The sequence below is a fragment of the Streptomyces sp. NPDC050416 genome, from assembly GCF_044458845.1.
Taxonomy (GTDB): domain Bacteria; phylum Actinomycetota; class Actinomycetes; order Streptomycetales; family Streptomycetaceae; genus Streptomyces.
Genome location: NZ_JBITII010000021.1, coordinates 1 through 17,315, shown reverse-complemented (window position 1 = coordinate 17,315; position 17,315 = coordinate 1). Strand labels below are relative to the sequence as shown.

General features: G+C 67.8%; 13 protein-coding genes and 1 pseudogene. 8 read left to right on the top strand and 6 right to left on the bottom strand.

Features of this window, described 5'->3' with window-relative positions; genetic code table 11:
- Positions 1–11: 11 nt before the first annotated feature.
- Both ACIBL4_RS39115 and ACIBL4_RS39110 read left to right on the top strand, forming a co-directional pair.
- Entirely contained in the window at positions 12–230 is a 219-nt protein-coding gene (locus tag ACIBL4_RS39115) for a hypothetical protein (protein WP_399416599.1), read from the top strand.
- Positions 231–553: 323 nt separating this feature from the next.
- Positions 554–1,336 carry a PIG-L deacetylase family protein gene (locus ACIBL4_RS39110; RefSeq protein ID WP_399416597.1) on the top strand — a complete coding sequence of 261 codons (783 nt, stop codon included), beginning with the start codon at positions 554–556 and terminating at the stop codon, positions 1,334–1,336.
- A gap of 5 nt (positions 1,337–1,341) precedes the next feature.
- On the opposite strand, the pseudogene ACIBL4_RS39105 reads toward ACIBL4_RS39110, so the two are convergent.
- From ACIBL4_RS39105 to ACIBL4_RS39095, 3 genes and pseudogenes are all read right to left on the bottom strand, one after another.
- Positions 1,342–1,835: pseudogene (locus ACIBL4_RS39105) on the bottom strand (transposase); the annotation flags it as partial.
- 422 nt (positions 1,836–2,257) lie between these two features.
- Positions 2,258–3,178, bottom strand: a complete 921-nt coding sequence (locus ACIBL4_RS39100) for an aminoglycoside phosphotransferase family protein (protein ID WP_399416595.1) — start codon at positions 3,176–3,178, stop codon at positions 2,258–2,260.
- A 333-nt stretch (positions 3,179–3,511) separates the two neighbouring features.
- Complete coding sequence (locus ACIBL4_RS39095; RefSeq protein WP_399416593.1) at positions 3,512–4,516, bottom strand: LacI family DNA-binding transcriptional regulator; 1,005 nt, start codon at positions 4,514–4,516, stop codon at positions 3,512–3,514.
- A gap of 540 nt (positions 4,517–5,056) precedes the next feature.
- Here ACIBL4_RS39095 and ACIBL4_RS39090 point away from each other — a divergent pair.
- The 5 genes from ACIBL4_RS39090 (at position 5,057) to ACIBL4_RS39070 (ending at position 13,209) form a co-directional block, all read left to right on the top strand.
- Positions 5,057–6,376 (top strand): ABC transporter substrate-binding protein, encoded by a 1,320-nt coding sequence (locus tag ACIBL4_RS39090; RefSeq protein ID WP_399416591.1) that lies wholly within the window; start codon positions 5,057–5,059, stop codon positions 6,374–6,376.
- Positions 6,376–7,335, top strand: coding sequence for a carbohydrate ABC transporter permease (locus ACIBL4_RS39085; RefSeq protein WP_399416590.1), 960 nt, complete (start codon positions 6,376–6,378; stop codon positions 7,333–7,335). Before ACIBL4_RS39090 ends, ACIBL4_RS39085 begins: the two co-directional genes overlap by 1 nt.
- Positions 7,332–8,219 carry a carbohydrate ABC transporter permease gene (locus ACIBL4_RS39080; protein WP_399416588.1) on the top strand — a complete coding sequence of 296 codons (888 nt, stop codon included), beginning with the start codon at positions 7,332–7,334 and terminating at the stop codon, positions 8,217–8,219. Before ACIBL4_RS39085 ends, ACIBL4_RS39080 begins: the two co-directional genes overlap by 4 nt.
- Before the next feature lie 104 nt (positions 8,220–8,323).
- Positions 8,324–10,636, top strand: coding sequence for a glycosyl hydrolase family 65 protein (locus ACIBL4_RS39075; protein WP_399416587.1), 2,313 nt, complete (start codon positions 8,324–8,326; stop codon positions 10,634–10,636).
- Positions 10,637–10,992: 356 nt separating this feature from the next.
- Positions 10,993–13,209 carry a glycoside hydrolase family 3 N-terminal domain-containing protein gene (locus ACIBL4_RS39070; RefSeq protein ID WP_399416585.1) on the top strand — a complete coding sequence of 739 codons (2,217 nt, stop codon included), beginning with the start codon at positions 10,993–10,995 and terminating at the stop codon, positions 13,207–13,209.
- A gap of 672 nt (positions 13,210–13,881) precedes the next feature.
- Here ACIBL4_RS39070 and ACIBL4_RS39065 read toward each other — a convergent pair.
- From ACIBL4_RS39065 to ACIBL4_RS39055, 3 genes are all read right to left on the bottom strand, one after another.
- A complete protein-coding gene (locus tag ACIBL4_RS39065; RefSeq protein ID WP_399416624.1) occupies positions 13,882–14,250 on the bottom strand; it encodes a hypothetical protein in 369 nt (122 codons plus the stop codon).
- A gap of 591 nt (positions 14,251–14,841) precedes the next feature.
- Positions 14,842–15,105 carry a hypothetical protein gene (locus ACIBL4_RS39060; protein ID WP_399416583.1) on the bottom strand — a complete coding sequence of 88 codons (264 nt, stop codon included), beginning with the start codon at positions 15,103–15,105 and terminating at the stop codon, positions 14,842–14,844.
- Positions 15,106–15,231: 126 nt separating this feature from the next.
- Entirely contained in the window at positions 15,232–16,098 is an 867-nt protein-coding gene (locus ACIBL4_RS39055; RefSeq protein WP_399416582.1) for a phosphotransferase family protein, read from the bottom strand.
- Positions 16,099–16,484: 386 nt separating this feature from the next.
- Here ACIBL4_RS39055 and ACIBL4_RS39050 point away from each other — a divergent pair.
- Positions 16,485–17,315, top strand: an 831-nt coding sequence (locus ACIBL4_RS39050; protein WP_399416622.1) for a transposase, incomplete at its 3' end; no start/stop codon positions are given.

Here is a 17,315-nt window from a genome sequence, read left to right as displayed (position 1 = left end):
TAGCGGCCCTGGTGGAGCTCAAGGGCGCCTTGCGCTACCACGACACCGACGCCGGCCACGTGGGCGAGATCCTGCTGGTGCGCACCCTCTCCCGGGGCGGAGCCGACGTCCGCGTCGGCATCGGACCCTCGATCACTGTGGCGACCACAGTTTCCGCTCGGCTCCCCGAGCCCGGTGGCGTTCTCGCCGTCGGCCCCGACCAGGCCGTCGAAGGGCTGGCCGGGTTGTAGACCCGGGCCCGGTCGGGGGTCGGCCGCGTTCCCGAACCGGTGAGGGAGACAATCGCTCACCGTGCCGGCCGAGTTGAAGTCGTCACTCTCGACCGCATACAACAAGGACCACAGGGCCTCCGGGCGCGTTCGTGGTCTCAGCAACTCCGAACTGCAACAGAGGCCCTGTATCCATGCCCACCGTGAAATCACCCGCCCCCCGGCCACTTTCGATCCAGCCGCACCAAGATCGATAGAACTACGGCTTCTGACCCCGACAGGACACCCAGACCGGCATTGGCCAGCTGCGCGCCCACCCCGTCCTGAGAAAGGTCCATCACCCCGTGACGACATCCACTCTCCCGTCCGTGCCATCCCTGCTCGGCGTCTTCGCACACCCAGACGACGAAAGTCTTCTCGCGGGCGGAGTCCTCGCCCAACATGCCGCCCACGGCGCGCGCACCGCGGTCGTCACCGCTACCTGGGCTCCGGACAGTCACCGGGCGGCGGAGCTCGCTGAAGCCCTGGAAGTCCTCGGCGCTGGCCCACCTCGGATGCTCGGCTACGGCGACGCCCGCAACGACTCGTCGGCACCTGGACGCCCCCGGTTCTGCGACGTGCCCTTCGATGAGAGTATCGCCCAGCTGGTCGCGCAGGTGCGGGAGTTCCGTCCCGACATCGTGCTCACCCATGACGCCGTCGGCCAGCTGACCGGCCACCCCGACCACCGCCACACCCACCGGGTGACCCTGCTCGCGGTGGAGGCCGCCGGGCTCGCGCACCTCTACCCAGAGGCCGGTGAGCCCTGGCAGACCCGCGCCCTCTACGCCGCCACCCACCCACACTCCGGAGTCGGCGACCTGGGACCGCTGCTGACCGGCGTCGGCAAATCCATCCTGTCCGTCCCGGACGAGTACGTGACCGCAACGGTCGACGTGACGCCCTGGGTAGATCAGAAATGGCGCGCGATCACCGCACACCGTGGCGAAGTCGCCCGCGAACGCCCCCTGCCCGGCCTCCTGGCTCGCATACCCGAAGACACCCGCCTCAAGATCATCTCCACCGAGCACTTCACGCGCCTCGAGCCCACGCCGGTCCCAGGCGATCCGCATCAGCTGACGCCCTGACCACTCATCAGGCTCCCGTTCGTCTGCTCCACGATCCACCGCTTGGCCTGCGGAACGAAGCCCTTGTCGTCCGGGTTGCGCTCGACGATCTCGACGTCGATGCCCACGTTCGTGCCGTGCTCGACGACCTTCTTCTTGAAGCCCTGGTCGACCAGGGCCTTCTTCACGCTGCCGCTCTGCCCGGCGACCTGGTCCAGCAGGGCGATGCCGGCGGTGTTCTCGTGCGCGGAGGCCGCGAGCACGACGACCGCGATGACGAGCCCCAATACGTCCACGGCCAGGCATCTCTTCCTGCTCGGCACCTTTTCGCGGCATCCCGGCCCGTCGTCGTGGCCGGGACTCCGACGGCCACGTGGATGCTCTGCGTGTCCAGGACCACCAGGCTCGGGTCGGCTAATCGCTTCCGCTTCTCCCGTAGATGCCAGCGCAGCTGGTCGTGAATGTCCTGGTCGGTGCCCTCGTCGCGCCAGAGGTAGAAGGAGTACTTCACCGCTGGGCGGACGTGTAGGACTCGCCGGTCTTGGTGGCGCGGGCACGCACCTGGCGCTTGAAGTTCCTACGGGCTGTCATCGCGGCCTTCCACGCCTTGAGCGACGGCTCCCCAGTAACCTCGCCCGAGGCGGTCGGGCTGCAACAACGACATGAGACGCTGGTCCCTTTCCCTCCGATGGGAGACCGTGCTGGGGACGGTCGCGGGAGGTTCGGCGTAGGCCACGCAGTCGGTCATCATGCTGTCGCTCGCGGGCTCCGTCAGCATCCGTCAACACGTCCAGCGCACCGTCGAATGGCCGGCTGCTGGAGGGTTCCGCATGTTGAGCTGAGCTGTGCGACATCCCGCGATTTGGCCGGGAAGCACGAAGCTGGGAAGGTGACGACGACCTGCGCGCCGCTTTGCTTCGGGAGCCTGCTCGGCCCGGTCCTTCAGCGGGACGCTGCGATCAGGCGTCGCAGTGAGGTGTGAGCAGGTGGGCCCCAGGTGGCCTTGCCCCCAGGGCGGCCGTGGACGCCGGCCTCTCCGATGCAGATGCCGCTGAGGGCGCGCAGCACCGCCCAGCCGCGGGCGCGGCGCAGGGTTGCGGCGTCCGCGGCTGGCCGGTAGGCCTCGTGAAAGCGGTCGGCGGCGCCGTCCGGCAGCAGTATCCAAGGAGCAGCGAGGTCGATGGCCGGATCGCCCGTGCAGAGGTCTCCGAAATCGATCACGCCGCAGAAGGTGCCGCCTTCGGTGAGGACATTGGCCGGATGCAGGTCGCCGTGGAGCCACAGCGCGGGGCCCTCCCAGGCGGGCGCGGCGATGGCGTCTTCCCAGACTGCGCGGACGGCGTCCGGGTCGGGGATCAGCCCCAGCTCGGTGGCCGAGGCGAGCTGCCTCTCGAACTGCTCGGCGCGGTCGGCCAGTGGTCCTCCGCGGCCGTACTCGTCGTCGGCGGGTGCCCGCTCGGGGGCGGGTTGGTGCAGAGCTGTCAAGAATGTGGCCAAGGTGTCGGCCGCCTCCGCAGCGTGGGTGGCGGGGGCGCGGTCGGAGGGTTCGCCCGGTACCCAGGTGGTGACGATCCAGGGCCGCGGAAACCGTTCGGATGGCTCACCGAGGCGCTGCGGGACGGGGATCGGCAGCGGAAGGTGCGGGGCGAGAGTGGGCAGCCAGGCGTGCTCCTTGCGCAGTAGCGCGTCCGCGGACTGTGTCGCCCAGGGCAACCGGACGGCGAGGTCGTCGCCGAGCCGCCACAGCTGGTTGGCCCAACCACGCGCGCCGAGCTTCAGGGGGTGCTCGGCCAGGTCAGAGTGCTGGTCACGCAGCAGGTCCCGGACCAACTCAGCAGTGATCTCGATCTCGGTGTGTGTCATGCGGAGCAACGGTAGTCGGACGGTGATCCGCCGTTTGTGACGCCCAACACTCCGTGCCGCTCAAACTTCCCTACGCTCGATGGCATGACCTCATCGATCATCAACCGTCGATGGCAAAGACCAAGGTTCGGTCGCACAGGACAGCAGGTGTCATGGGGGCCCAGACGGGAAGGTCCACCGGCAACGCCCGCCACTTAACGCCGTTGTCGACCACGTAGAACACGGCGTCGAGCATGACGCGGTGGCATTAGCCCTCGGGCCGGTCTGAGCGCCTCCAGGGCTCCGTGCGCATCGAGACGGCAGCGCACTACAGCCACGAACCTGGCTGGGGACTCAGAGGGGCACGGTGCTTTCCCGGACCACGAGGGTTGGCCGGAGCAGGACCTGTTCGGCCTTGGCGCCTGGGTCCTTGAGCCGGTCGAGGAGGAGGCGCATGGTGTGTCGTGCGACCAGTTCCAGTGGCTGGGCGAGGCTGGTCAATCCCGGGTCGACAAAGTGTGCGCCGACGCTGTCGTCGAATCCCACGACGCCGACGTCACGGCCGGCGGCCAGTCCCCGCTCGCGGCACGCTCGGAGCGCACCGATCGCGATCGTGTCGCTGACGCACACGAATCCTGTCGGCGGCGTCTTCCTGTCGAGGAGTCGGCCGGCGAGTTCCCGGCCCGTGCTGATTTCGTCGGGCCCGCGGGCCGCGAGATCACGGGTCGAGAAGCCGTGTGAACGCATGGCGCGGCGCCAGCCCGACTCCCGGTCGTCCCCGAACCCGCTGGGCCCGTCCCAGCCCAAGTAGGCAATGCGCCGGTGACCGCGTTCGGCGAGATGGTCCACGGCCTGCTCCATACCGGCGGCGCCGTCGACGTCGACCCACCACGTGTCCGACATGGGATGACCCCAGGGGCGCCCGAAGGAGACGAAGGGAATGCCGCGTTCGCGCAGGAAGGTGATACGAGGGTCGTGGTCCTGGGTGGAAGTGATCACGAAGCAGTCGACGGTGTTCGTGCTGAAGATCTCCTGGATGACCTGGATCTCTTCCTCGTCGGTGGCGGCGGGGTGGCAGTAGACCGCGTGGTCGGCTCGGTGTGCCGCTACCGAGAGTTCGTAGAGATAGCTCGCCCATACCCCGCCCGACTGACCTTCGGTGGTCGGCAACAGCCGAAAGCCCACTGCTCGCGGAGACTGCGTGCGCAGTGAACGCGCGGCCTGGTTGGGTCGGTAACCCAACTCGTCGACCGCTTTGAGGACCCGCCGCAAGGTTGTTGGGCTGAGACGGTCCGGGGAGTTCAAGGCGTAGTGAACGGTCTGCTTGGAGACTCCCACCCGCGCCGCCACCATGGCCATGGTCGGCCTTGGCGACCCGGACGTTCCCTCAGTGGCCGGTCTCCGGCCGCGCCTCGGAGCCGATGGTTGATCGGTAAAACCCATCCGCCCATTCTGGTGGGCTGGAAGCGCCACGGTCAAGGATGTTCGATCCGCCCGCCCGTATCGCCGAGCCGATCAGGCCACAGGGTCGTGGCGAGCTGTCGTCGAGCGTCCTCCGGGCGGGTAACGGGTATGCCTCGCGCCGCAAAGAACCCCGTGACCTGGTGCAAAACCAGTAATGGGTCAGCGGGCATGCCGGACCCCTCCCGATGACGCCCCAGCGCGGGCGGCACTCCGACGGTCGCCATCACGTGCATGCAGACCTCTTGACTTGCTGCGGCAAACGCCCCTACGGTCCCCGTTTTATCGGTAACACAGAAGTTATATCGATGACACCGAGGGTCCGCGAACCTGCGCCCACAAGCTCGACCAGGCGCCGTGACGCGGCGAAACGATCAAGAGCTGCTCTACGGCGACGTACCGTCAGCGGAAGGGACGACTGTGTTCAGAAGCAGGAATGTGATCAAGGAGGCGGCTGCCGCCTCTACTGTTGACCGCCGCAACATCCTCAAGGCGGGCATGTTCGCCGGTCTCGGTCTGGCCGCCGCGCCCGCGCTTGCGGCATGCGGCGGTGGCTCCGCGGGGAGTGGGCCTGGACTGAAGTGGGCGGGTTGGGACGGGCCGCCCCAGTCAGAAGTGTTCCGTCGGTTCTCCGAGAAGATGACCGAGAAACTGGGCGTGAAGGTCACTTACCAACAGGTCGTGGGTGACTACCTCTCCAAGCTGCTGCCGCAACTGTCGGCCGGCGCCGCTCCCGACGCCTTCTACGTCGGTGACATCTACATGGCCAAGCTGATCGAGACCAAGCAGGTGCTCGACCTCACCGACTACCTGGACAGTGGCCACGCCGCGGTCAAGCTCGATGACTTCCACGAGGGGCTGTACCGGTGGTGCAGGCCCGCGGACGGCAGCCCCGGGCTGTACGGGCTGCCGGTGGACTGCAGTCCGCTGGTGTTCTGGTTCAACAAGGACCTCCTAGCCGAGGCGGGCGTCAGCACCGACCCGGCTGCCCAGTTCGAGGCGGGCACCTGGACCCAGGACGCGCTGACCGACCTGCTCGACAAGATCCGCGCCACCAAGAAGAGGGGTCTGGTGCTCAATGGCAGCGGCTGGTTCGACTGGTTCGGCTGGATGTCCACCTTCGGCGGGACGCTCTTCGACGAGTCCGGTAAGGCGGTGTTCGACGCCGACCCCAAGTCCCAGGAGGCGCTGGCGTGGCTGTTCGAGCAGTTGAAGTCGGGAAACATCACCTACTCCGGCGCGCTCCCGCAGGGACAGGGCGCTGACGTGCTGTTCTACGCCGGCCAGCTGGCCTGCCTCACCTACCCCCGCGTCATCCTGCCGAACATGAAGAAGGCCAAGTTCGGCTTCGACATCGCCCCCTTGCCCTCCCTGTCCGGTAAGGACGTCATGCCGGTACCGGTCAACACGGCGGCGCTGTCGGTCAACGCCAAGTCCAAGAACCAGGCCAAGGCGCTGGAGTTCCTCGGTAACTTCCTGAACGCCGAGGGGCAGAGGTTCCGTCTGGCTGGCGGCGGCAACGCGGTGCCGTCGATCAAGGGCCTGGATGACGTCGTCACCGAGGGCCACGTGCCCGCGCACGGCAGCCTGTTCAACGACGTCGCGGCCAAGGGCTACGCCGTCCCCAGCGCCATCGCGGGCAACGCGAAGGTCGCCCAAGAGCTCCCGGTGCTGGTGGACAAGATGCTCAAGGCGGGCAACGAGACGCCGCGTTCGTTCAGCGGCAAGGTGGTCAAGCTGATCAACGGGGGCGCCTGATGGCCGTCAGCAGCGCCGGTTCCCGGGCCCGGGCGCGGCTGACGTCCGCGGACCCGGACGTCCACCCGGACCGCCGGAGCCGGCGTCGGCGAGGCGGGGACACGGCCGCGGGATACCTGTTCCTGGCGCCCCAGTTGCTGGGGCTGTTGGTGTTCATGGTCGGCCCGCTGCTGTTCGCCCTGGTGCTGGCGTTCTACCACTGGGACGGGTTCGGCACTCGATCCTTCGCCGGCCTGTCCAACTTCGCGGAGGTCATGTCCTCCCCGCGCATCCAGCGCTCGGCGGTCAACACCGTCTGGTTCACGGTGTTGCAGGTGCCGGGACTGATGCTCACGGGATTGTTCTTCGCCGTGCTGATGCAGCGTGCCGGCAAGCTGACCCCGGTGTACCGGCTGGCGTTCTTCGCCCCCGTGATCACCTCTTCGGTTGCGGTCGCGGCGATCTGGCTGTGGCTCTTCAACCCCGACATCAGCCCGGTCAACAACGCACTGCGCGGGATCGGGCTGCCCGCGCCGAACTGGCTGCAGGACGCCCGGTTCGTCATCCCGGCCTTCGCGATCGTCGGGATCTGGCAGGGCCTGGGCTACCAGCTGGTCATGTTCATGGCCGGGCTGCAGAGCATCGACCGCTCGTACCTGGAGGCCGCCGTGCTGGACGGCTGTTCGGAGTGGCAGAAGCTGCGGCACGTCACCATTCCGCTGCTGTCCCCGACCATCCTGTTCCTCTCCATCACCTCGATCATCGGCTCGTTCCAGGTGTTCGACTACATCTACGTCTTCTTCGACGACAGGGCTCCGGACTCCGCCCGCACCATCGTCTACGAGGTGGTCCGGATCGCCTTCGGTGAGTTCAACTTCGGAGAGGCATCGGCTCTCGCCCTCCTCCTGTTCCTGGCCCTGCTCGTAGTCACCGGCTGCCAGCTCGCAGCCCAGAAGAAATGGGTGCACTACACAGAATGAGTACTTTCTCGGACACCCACAGCCGCGCGATCACGACCGCCAAGGGCGCTTCCGGCTCCGGCCGGCCCGTCCGTCGCAAACTGCTGCTGCACGCCGTCCTCCTCGTCTGCGCCATCGGCATGGCGCTGCCGTTCGCCTGGATGCTGTTCTCCTCGTTCAAACCCTTGGGCGAGATCTTCATGCAGCCGCCCAAGCTCTTGCCCCAGGACTGGAACGAGCAGGGCTACCGCACCGCTCTGGGCGGGGCCGACTTTGTCCGCGGGTTCTGGAACAGCACCTACATCGCCCTGACGGTCACCGCGGTCTCCCTGCTCACCTCGGCGATGGCCGCCTACGCGTTCGCGCGGATCGATTTCTGGGGCCGCCGCCCGCTGTTCATGGTCTTCCTCGCGACCATGATGGTCCCCGGCCAGCTCACGATCATCCCGCTGTACATCATCATGGGCTGGCTGGGCTGGGTGGACACCCATGCCGCGATCATCGTGCCACCCGCACTGTTCAACGCCTTCGGCGTCTTCCTGCTACGTCAGTACATCAAAGGCATCCCCGTGGAGTTGGAGGAAGCCGCCCAGCTCGACGGCGCCGGCCGGGTCCGCAGGTTCGTGACGATCATCCTGCCGCTGCTGCGCACCCCTCTCACGGCGTTGGGGATCTTCACCTTCCTCGGCCAGTGGAACAACTTCTTCTTCCCGCTGATCTTCCTCAACAGCTCCGACAAGTTCACGCTGCCGCTGCTGGTCAACCAGTTCAAGGGCCAGTACGTCTCGGACTGGCCCGCGCTGATGGCCGCCACGACGTTGCTGGCTGCACCGATGCTGCTCGTGTTCGCGTTCGCGCAACGCCAGATCGTCGAAGGCATCGCCCTGTCCGGCTCCAAGTCCTGAGCAAGCACATTCAGAAGGCCGGCTATCGAACCCCGGGCTACGCCAGCCACCCAGCGCACCCAGCCCACGCACCCCACAACAAAACCCATCAGAGAAGGGCACGCATGACCCCCCACGGAGACCTCTCCGACCAGGACAACCCCACCCACGACCCGGCACCCGCGCGGTCCGAGCACGCCCCTCCCGGTCACGACGACCACACCACCACCGCCACAGCTGAATCCCGGCCCGACACCGGGTGGACGCTCAGCACCACCGAAAGCGACGACGACTACGCGCCGACCTTCCTCGGCAACGGCTATTTCGGTGGCCGGATCCCCGCGGCGGGGACGGGATACGCGACGACGCCGATCGAAACCCAGGCGCACCTGGCCGGGTTCTTCGCCCAGGACGGCCCGATCGAGAAGTACGCCAACATCCCGACCTGGTCCACGCTCGCGTTCTCCGACGAGTCGGGCACCTACGGCCGGCTGCCCCAGGCGGCACGGGCACGTGAAGAGGACGACCCGGAGCAGGGAACGGTCAGCGACTACCGGCAGACACTGGACCTGCGGGCCGGGCTGCTGACCACACAAGCGACGTGGACCTCACCGGCGGGCCGCCGTACCGATCTCACCTACCAGGTACTGGTCCACCGGGCCCGGCATCGGGTGGCCGCGGTCCAGCTCACCTTCACCCCGCACTGGAGTGGCAGCGCGCGCGTGTCCGGGGTCTTCGACGGGACCAGCGCAAGGCTGACCGAACAGTCGAGCAAGGGCTACGACGGTACGGCGGCCGAGTCGTACGAGACGGTGACCACGCTCGGCACGGACATCACCGCAGCGCTCGCGTCGCGACTGGAACTGCCCACCGGGGTGGCGGCACACGTCGCCGAGGTCGAGACTGACCAGGTCCAGTCGGCTGGTGTGCAGGCAACCTTCGACGTGAAAGCCGGCAGCACGTACACGGTCACCAAGTACGTCGGCGTGGCAAGCTCCCAGGACTGCGAAAACCCGCTGCCGGCTGCTCGCGCCGTCGCGGCGGCCGCGGCGGACACCGGGTACAGTGACCTGCTGGCCGAGCACAAGGCGGCGTGGGACGACCTGTGGCGCGCCGACATCGAGGTCCTGGGGGATCCGGTGCTGCAGCTGCAGGTCCGCGCGAGCATGTTCTACCTGCTGGCAAGCACCCGCGCCGGGGTGAACTGGAGCCTGTCCCCGTGCGGCCTGTCCGGCGACGGATACAACGGGCACGTCTTCTGGGACACCGAGACCTGGATGTATCCAGCGCTGCTGGCCCAGCACCCGGACATCGCAGCGGGTATGAACACCTATCGACAGCAGCGTCTGGCCGCGGCCCAGGAGTACGCGACCCGAACAGGGTTCGAGGGTACGAGGTTCCCCTGGGAGAGCGCGCTGCACGGAGACGAACAGACCCCACCCGGCTGGGAAATGGGTGACCTCGAGCACCACATCACCGCCGACATCGCCCTCGCCCACTGGCAGTACTACCTCGCCACCGGCGATCGCGGCTGGCTCGCCGAGAACGCCTGGCCGGTGCTGAAGGGTGCCGCCGAGTTCTGGGCGAGCTCCGCCGTTCCCCACGACGACGGCGGCTACGACATCAACCAGGTGATGGGCCCGGACGAATACCACTTCCCGGTCGACAACAGCGTGTACACCAACGTCGCGGCCGCCAAGACCCTGCGGATCGCCACCCGGGCGGCGAAGCTCGTGGGCGTGACCGCAGACCCCGAGTGGGACCGGGTCGCCGACGGCCTGAGGGTCCCGTACGACGAGGATCAGGGCATCCATCCGCAGTACGACGGCTACGACGGCGAAACCATCAAGCAGGCCGACGTGGTGATGTTGCAGTACCCCTGGGAGCACCCCATGCCCGCCGAGGTCGCGCGGAACGATCTCGACTACTACGTGCCGCGCACCGACCCCGACGGCCCGTCCATGACCGACTCCATCCACGCCATCGCCCACGCCGCACTGGGGACGCCCGGGTCCGCGGCCTACGACTTCATGCGGCGCAGCGTGGACCCGTTCATACGCGGACCGTTCAACCAGTTCGCCGAGCAACGTCACGGAGGCGCGTTCACGTTCACCACCGGACAGGGCGGTTTCCTGCAGGTCTTCCTCTACGGCTTCACCGGGATGCGCTGGCGTGAAGACCGACTCAAGCTCGACCCGACCTTGCCACCTCAGTTGGACGGCCTCACCCTGCGCCGGATCCTGTGGCAGGGACGCGAGTTCGACGTCGCGATCGGCCCAGAGCACACCACGATCACGCTGACCGAAGGTCCCCCGACGACAGTCGAGGTCGCGGGCACGACACACCCACTGCGACAGGGCGCACCGCTGATCCTGCCAACCCGCCGGCCCGACCTGCTGCCCACCAGTGACCTCGCCGGCGCATCCAGGAGAGCGTGACCGCAAGCTCGGGTCCTTCTCCCCGTCCACCGGTGCCGCGACAGGCAATCCGGCCACCACCTGACCAGCCACGTCGCGGTTGCTGCTCGCCGCATGCCCGGTCATCACCGAAGTCGTAGTGGCGGCGCATCAGGCCGAGGACGACGACACCCGGATGCGCCGTCTCGACAGCTTCCCAGGAGATCGAACTCATGAGTTCAGAAGCACACCGGAACCCGGCAACCGCGTGCCAGGGGGCAAGAGCGGAGTCTTCCTCTCGCCCAGACCACCCCGAGGGCTCAGCCACCACGACCTCGCCGGCCTATCGCGACCCTTCGAGACCGCTCGAGGAACGCCTCGAGGACCTGCTCGCCCGCATGACGCTGCCGGAAAAGGTCGGACAGATGCTGCAGCTGGACGCCCGGGGCGACTTGGAGGACGTCGTGGCCACGAAGCTGGCCGGGTCGATCCTGCATGCCTCGCCCGAGCGCATGCACGCTGCCGTCAAGCTGGCGGCAGCCACCAGGCTGGGCATCCCGCTGCTCGTCGCTGACGACTGCATCCACGGCCACTCGTTCTGGCCTGGTGCCACGATCTTCCCCACGCAGTTGGGGATGGCCTGCACCTGGGACACGGCGCTCGTCGAGCGCATGGCCCGGGCCACCGCGGTGGAAGTCGCCGCGACGGGCATCCACTGGACCTTCTCGCCGGTGCTGTGCATCACCCGCGACCTGCGATGGGGCCGTGTGAACGAGACCTTCGGGGAGGACCCACTGCTCATCGGGGAGCTGGGCGCCGCGATGGTCCGCGGATATCAGGGAGCGGGACTGGACGACCCGACCGCGATTCTGGCCTGCGCCAAGCACTTCGCGGGCTACTCCGAAACGCAGGGCGGACGCGACGCGAGCGAGGCGGACCTGAGCCGGCGCAAGCTGCGCTCATGGTTCCTGCCGCCGTTCGAGAGGGTCGCTCGCGAAGGCTGCCGCACGTTCATGCTCGGCTACCAGGCCATCGACGGCGTCCCGATCACGGCGAACAAGTGGCTCCTGAACGACGTCCTCAAGGGCGAATGGGAGTTCACCGGCACGCTCGTGACCGACTGGGACAACGTGGGCCGGATGGTGTGGGAGCAGAAGGTCTACGCTGACGCCGTGGAGGCCGCAGTGGTCGCGGTGCAGGCCGGAAACGACCTGGTGATGACCACACCGGACTTCTTCGAGGCCGCCCAGGAAGCAGTCGCGCAGGGGCGGCTGAGTGAGGAGGAGATCGACGAGGCGGTCCGGCGGATCCTGAAACTGAAACTAGAACTGGGCCTGTTCGAGAACCCCCGCGCGCCGGACCGGGCACGCCAGGCCGACGTGATCGGGTGCGCCGAGCACACCGCCCTCAACCTCGAACTCGCCAGAAGGTCCCTGGTACTGCTGCGCAACGACGGCACCTTGCCGCTCGATGGCGGACTGACCGTAGACGGTCAGGGTCACACCGTAACCGCCGGGGGCCCTCGCACGATCGCCGTGATCGGCCCTAACGGCGACGACCCCCAAGCCATGCTCGGCGACTGGGCCGGCGCATCCGGCCAGGTGGACTGGATGCCGGACGGCCACCCACGAGAGACCATCACGACGGTGCTCGATGGGTTCCGCGCAGCCGTTCCCGATGGATGGACGGTCACCTACGCCCGCGGCGCCGACATCGAACGCCTCGTGCCGGACCCGCAAGGACCGGTGTACCCCGACGGACAGCCACGTCCGCCCCTGCTTGCGCCCGCCCCCGTCGACGATGCTCAGATCGCGGAGGCGGTGAGCCTCGCGCGCGCGGCTGATTACGTCATCGCCGTCGTCGGAGACACCGTCGCGTTGACGGGTGAAACCTGCTCGACCGCGACCCTGGAACTGCAGGGCGGACAGGTCGCCCTCCTCGAGGCGCTCGTCGCCACCGGCACACCAGTCGTCGTGGTGCTGCTCCACAGCAAGCCCTCGGTACTCCCCGACGCCGCGCTGGCGGTGGCAGCGCTGATCGAGGCGTTCAACCCAGGCATGCGAGGCGGTCAGGCGGTGGCCGAACTCGTCCTCGGTCTCATCGAGCCGTCGGGACGCCTGCCCCTGTCAGTGCCACGCCATGTCGGGCAGCAGCCCGTCTACTACAACCAGGTGCGCGGCCAGCATGGTGACCGTTACGCCGACCTGACCCAGGAACCACTCTTCGTCTTCGGGGAGGGCCTGTCCTACAGCACGATCGAGTACACCGACCTGGCTGTCCTCAATGAAGTCGTGCCATGGGACGGCGTGGTTCGCGCCGAGGTAACCGTCTCCAACACCGGCACCCGGCCGGTACTGGAGACCGTGCAGGCCTACATCAGCGACCTGATCACGAGCGTCACGTGGGCACAGCAGGAACTGAAAGCCTGGCAGCAGGTCACGATCCCACCCGGTGACAGCGTGCGGGTCCGGCTGGAGATCCCCGCCGCGGCATGCTCCCTGGTCGACGCCGAAGGGCGCCGGATCGTCGAGCCCGGAGCATTCGACCTGCTCGTCGGGCCCAGCTCACGCGCCGCCGACCTGCTTCGCGCCCGTTTCACCCTCAGCCAGCCATGACATCCGCCACGCTGCCACGATTCAACGAGCTGCGGTGCCTCGTCGCCGTGATCGGGGACCAGGGCGTGGCGCCGCACATCGTCCAGCCAGCACGTCTTCAAACGCGGCAACAACCTCCTGCGCGAGGTCAACCACTCAGACCAGCCCACTTCCCGACGCCTGTGTCCTGCTGCACAGGGACTGATGCGCCCTGACCCCCGAATCCACCAAGGCCTGTCCGGTGTTCCTCCCCGCCGACCGGACAGGCCTTGGTCCCCACCCATATGTTCGGACGGGCCGTGGCCGTTCGTCCGGCATGTCCTGCGCGACTGCCCGGGTACTTCCGCCCGCAGCTCCACCGCTTGGTGGCGGAAGAAGTCGGACGTCCGGTCGGCGCTCTGATCTCCCCACGGCCATTTACGCCGCGGACGTTTGCGGATCGGAGCTGATGTCATGCGGCGCCACGTACGAGGTGATGCCGTCTCTAGTTCGACCGATCCAGCGATAGCACCACATGTGTTGCACGCGCTATCGTCTCCTGCACAGCCGCTGAGCTGCACTGATCCGCGTCGGATCGCGTGGCACCACAGTTTTCCCCCAGAGAACCCTCTTTGCCAGTGGTGCATGGCGCCGGCCATGGAGAAGTGGGGCCCGGGCGTGCGGTACATCAACACGCGCTCCTGACGAGCACCTTCAGCAGTCCGTGCGAATGCCCCGGAAGCCCGGACCGAGCCCACGACGCCTGGGCGGCCTACGCTCCGGGCCACCCGCCACGGGCACCGACGCCGCGCCGTCTCGCCCGGCCGGCTGGCCGTTCACAGCGATGCCCAGGCGCCGGCGCGCCTCGGCGGTAGCGGCCGTCACCGCGGCGAGGGCCTGCGCGAGTTCCTCGTCGGCGCCGCCAAGGCTCTCGGTGAGGGTGTCGATCGCGTCGAGGACGTCCTCAGCGGCCACCGTGCTCCAGCCATTCGGGCCTGCGAGGTTCGCGAGATGGCACGCGCTCTCGACCGTCTGCTCGGCTGCCTTCTCCACCCCGGGCCCGGCCTGCGACGACAACTCCATGACCACACAACGACCGTTCCGCTCGAAAGGGACCCGCAAGCAGTGTCACACGGGAAGATCGCCTCGCCCGCCTGAAGCGGTGCCGCGTCATAGCATTCGAACAGCGGCCGACCGGCGTGGAAGACATGGTGCGTGACGTGGACGCGGCCCGAGCCGATGCTGACCTTGCCTGTGCCTGATCCCGGTCTGCGGCCCGGGTGGGCCGCAGAGCCGACGTGGGACGGTTTTCCAGACACTTGAAGTTGTCTCATCCGAGTGACATCGCGGCATCTTCCAGCACACCTCCGACCAGCACCGGAAGACTGCACGTTGCCGGAGTGGTGACGCATGCCTGTGAGGTCGTGTGCAGCTGTTTTTCACCGACCAGCGGAAGGTAGTTCTGGAAGGTCGGCCGGGTCGCTGGATTGAGTCAGACGGAGCTGTCAGCTCTGTTCGCCCGGCGTCTGGTGCCCCCGGGTACGACACAGCAGCCATGACGCACGGGATACCTTGCCTCTCCTGCCAAGATCCTTAACAGCAGCCCGAGCCCGAAAACGCCAGCGGGGTTCCCCGCCCACAAAACGGGAAGCCCCACCTGCCTGCCTGCGCCAGTCAACCGGCCATGGCCGCCACGACCAGCGCAAGAGCCGCACCGCACAGCAGCACCACAAGCGGCCACGCCAGCCGACCGCGCCTGGTACGCCTGCGCCACAGCACCAGCCACAGCGCACACGCCGCCACGACCACGACCGTCACACCGCTCAGCTCGCCCTCCCGCCACGCCACCCGCACGGCGCCAGGGTTAGCACCCCATACAAGGAGCGCGACGAGGACGCCCACGGTCAGCGCACACACCGCTTCCAGCAGCCTGCTCATACGGTGCCCTTCTTCTCCGGCGTGTCCGTCGGGTCAGTGCGCGGGCGGAACGGACGGCTCGACTTCGACGGTCTCCGTCTTGCGGCCTTCTGCGTCCGTGCCTAGTGCGAACTTCGGCTCCACGTCCTAAACCACTGCGACCAGCGCCAGCGCCTCGTTCAAGTGGTGCTCGGCGATCCCCCGCATGAATTCTCGGTCGGGAAAGTCTCCCTCCAGCAACCGGAGTGGACCCGCCGTCAGCGACAGTCGTTGAGTGAGCGTATAGAGCGCGAGCCTGTCCTCGTCGAGGCCCTCCACCGCCAACCTCCGATAGTGGCCCTCGGGATGGCGGAGCTGAAGGAACACGTGCTCCCACTCGACGTCGAAGTACATCAGATCCTCGATGTCGATCAGAACGGGGTTGCCGGCCCTGTCCACCAGCACGTGGTCCAGCCCCAGCTCGCCATGGACGACCGAGTACTCGGCACGCGGCCGAACCGCTGCGGCCAGCTCTCGCAGCCGTTCCTCCAGCCGACCGCGGGCGTCCGCGATCCTCCTGTCGCGCGAAGCCGCCTCAGCAAGGCAGCCCATCGCGAAGTCGAACGCGGCTTTCTCGCACGAGACCGCTCGCGACGTTCCGCCTGCGTCGATCAGGGCTACTTTGCCGAAAGACGGCGCCCGATGACTTCGCATCGCCGCCAGGGCATCGGAAAGACGCGCCATCGTCGGCTCCGCCGCGCGGGGGTCGCGGTTGAACAAGTCCATCAGGTCCTCGCCGGGGAAGTCCTCCAAAATCGCGAGGTCAGCCGGGTAGTGGACGCGCTCGCGGTCGACCAGATAGACCTCGGGCACCCGCAGACCCAGCGCGTCCAGCCGCGCGTGGGCGGCCTCGAACAGGTCGAGCCCGACACCTGGAGAGAACGGGTCCGTGAGGTCGCCGTCACCCTCGGCCATCGGCCAGTAGTTCTCCGACTCCTCCCACAGATAGGCGATCGCCGTCACAGCGTCGTCCATCGTCAGGCGGTACACGCCCTTCCTGCTGCCGCCCGCGAGCCGCTCGACCGACTCCAGCCGTCGCCCGCTCCCCAGTGCGGCCCGCGCCGCTACAGCCAACTGGTCTCGCGTTACTTTCCGGGGTGCCACGTCCACAACCCGCCCTTTCCAGTCCGACAACCGGGGCACCCTACGCGAGCCGCCGCTCAATGCCGAACGATTTGATCCGGAGCCACAGCCGTCGACCTACCTTCAAAAACACCTACTTACCTTGTTCTTTTTCTTCCGGCCTCGAACGGTGTCTCGTACTGAGTCGCTCACCTGGGGGTTTGCCGGACGTGGGGGCGGCCTTCGTCTGATCCTGTGCTCCGACCAAGGTGCACGTGACCGAGACGAAGGCCGTGAGGGTGAGTCTGCTGCCTGATGTTGTGCGGAGGGATGCGTTCGCGGAAGCGTCACGCTTCCGGGGCGAGTTCTACGAGTGTCTGACCGCTCGGCGCGACGAGTTGTTCGAGCTGACGGATGCGGTGCTGTGTGCGGACGGTGCGGTGAAGTCCCCGGTGGACCTGACGCTGCTTCCCGAGCATCGGCGTGGGCACGGAGCGATGTACGGAGGCCTGAACCACGGCCGGATCGATGTCGAGCAGGTGCGGACGGTGCTGGCCGGGCTGTCGCTGCCGCGGTTCGACGGCGGGCGTCTGGTCCTGGCCGTCGATGTGTCGCCCTGGCTTCGTTCGGACGCGCCATGCTCGGCCGAGCGGCTGTTCTGCCATGTCTATGGCCGGGCGAAGACGGCGTCGCAGTTCACCCCGGGCTGGCCCTACTCCTTCGTCGCCGTCCTGGAGCCGGGTGCCACCTCTTGGACCGCGATCCTGGACGCGGTCCGGCTCGGACCGGTGGATGACGCCACCGCGGTCACCGCCGCCCAGCTGCGGGGAGTCGTTGAACGGCTCATCGCCGGGGGGCAGTGGCGGGCCGGGGACCCGGACATCGTGATCGTCAGCGATGCTGGCTACGACGTCACCCGCCTGGCCTGGGTCCTGCGCGATCTGCCGGTCGAGCTGGTCGGCCGGGTCCGCTCCGACCGCGTCATGCGACTGCCGAAGCCGCCTCGTGTCTACGACCCGAAGGGCGGCCGGCCGCCTAAGCACGGCCCGGAATTCCGCTTCGCCAAGCCGGAGACCTGGCCCGAGCCCGCGATCACCACGGTCACCGCAACTACCAACTACGGCAAGGCC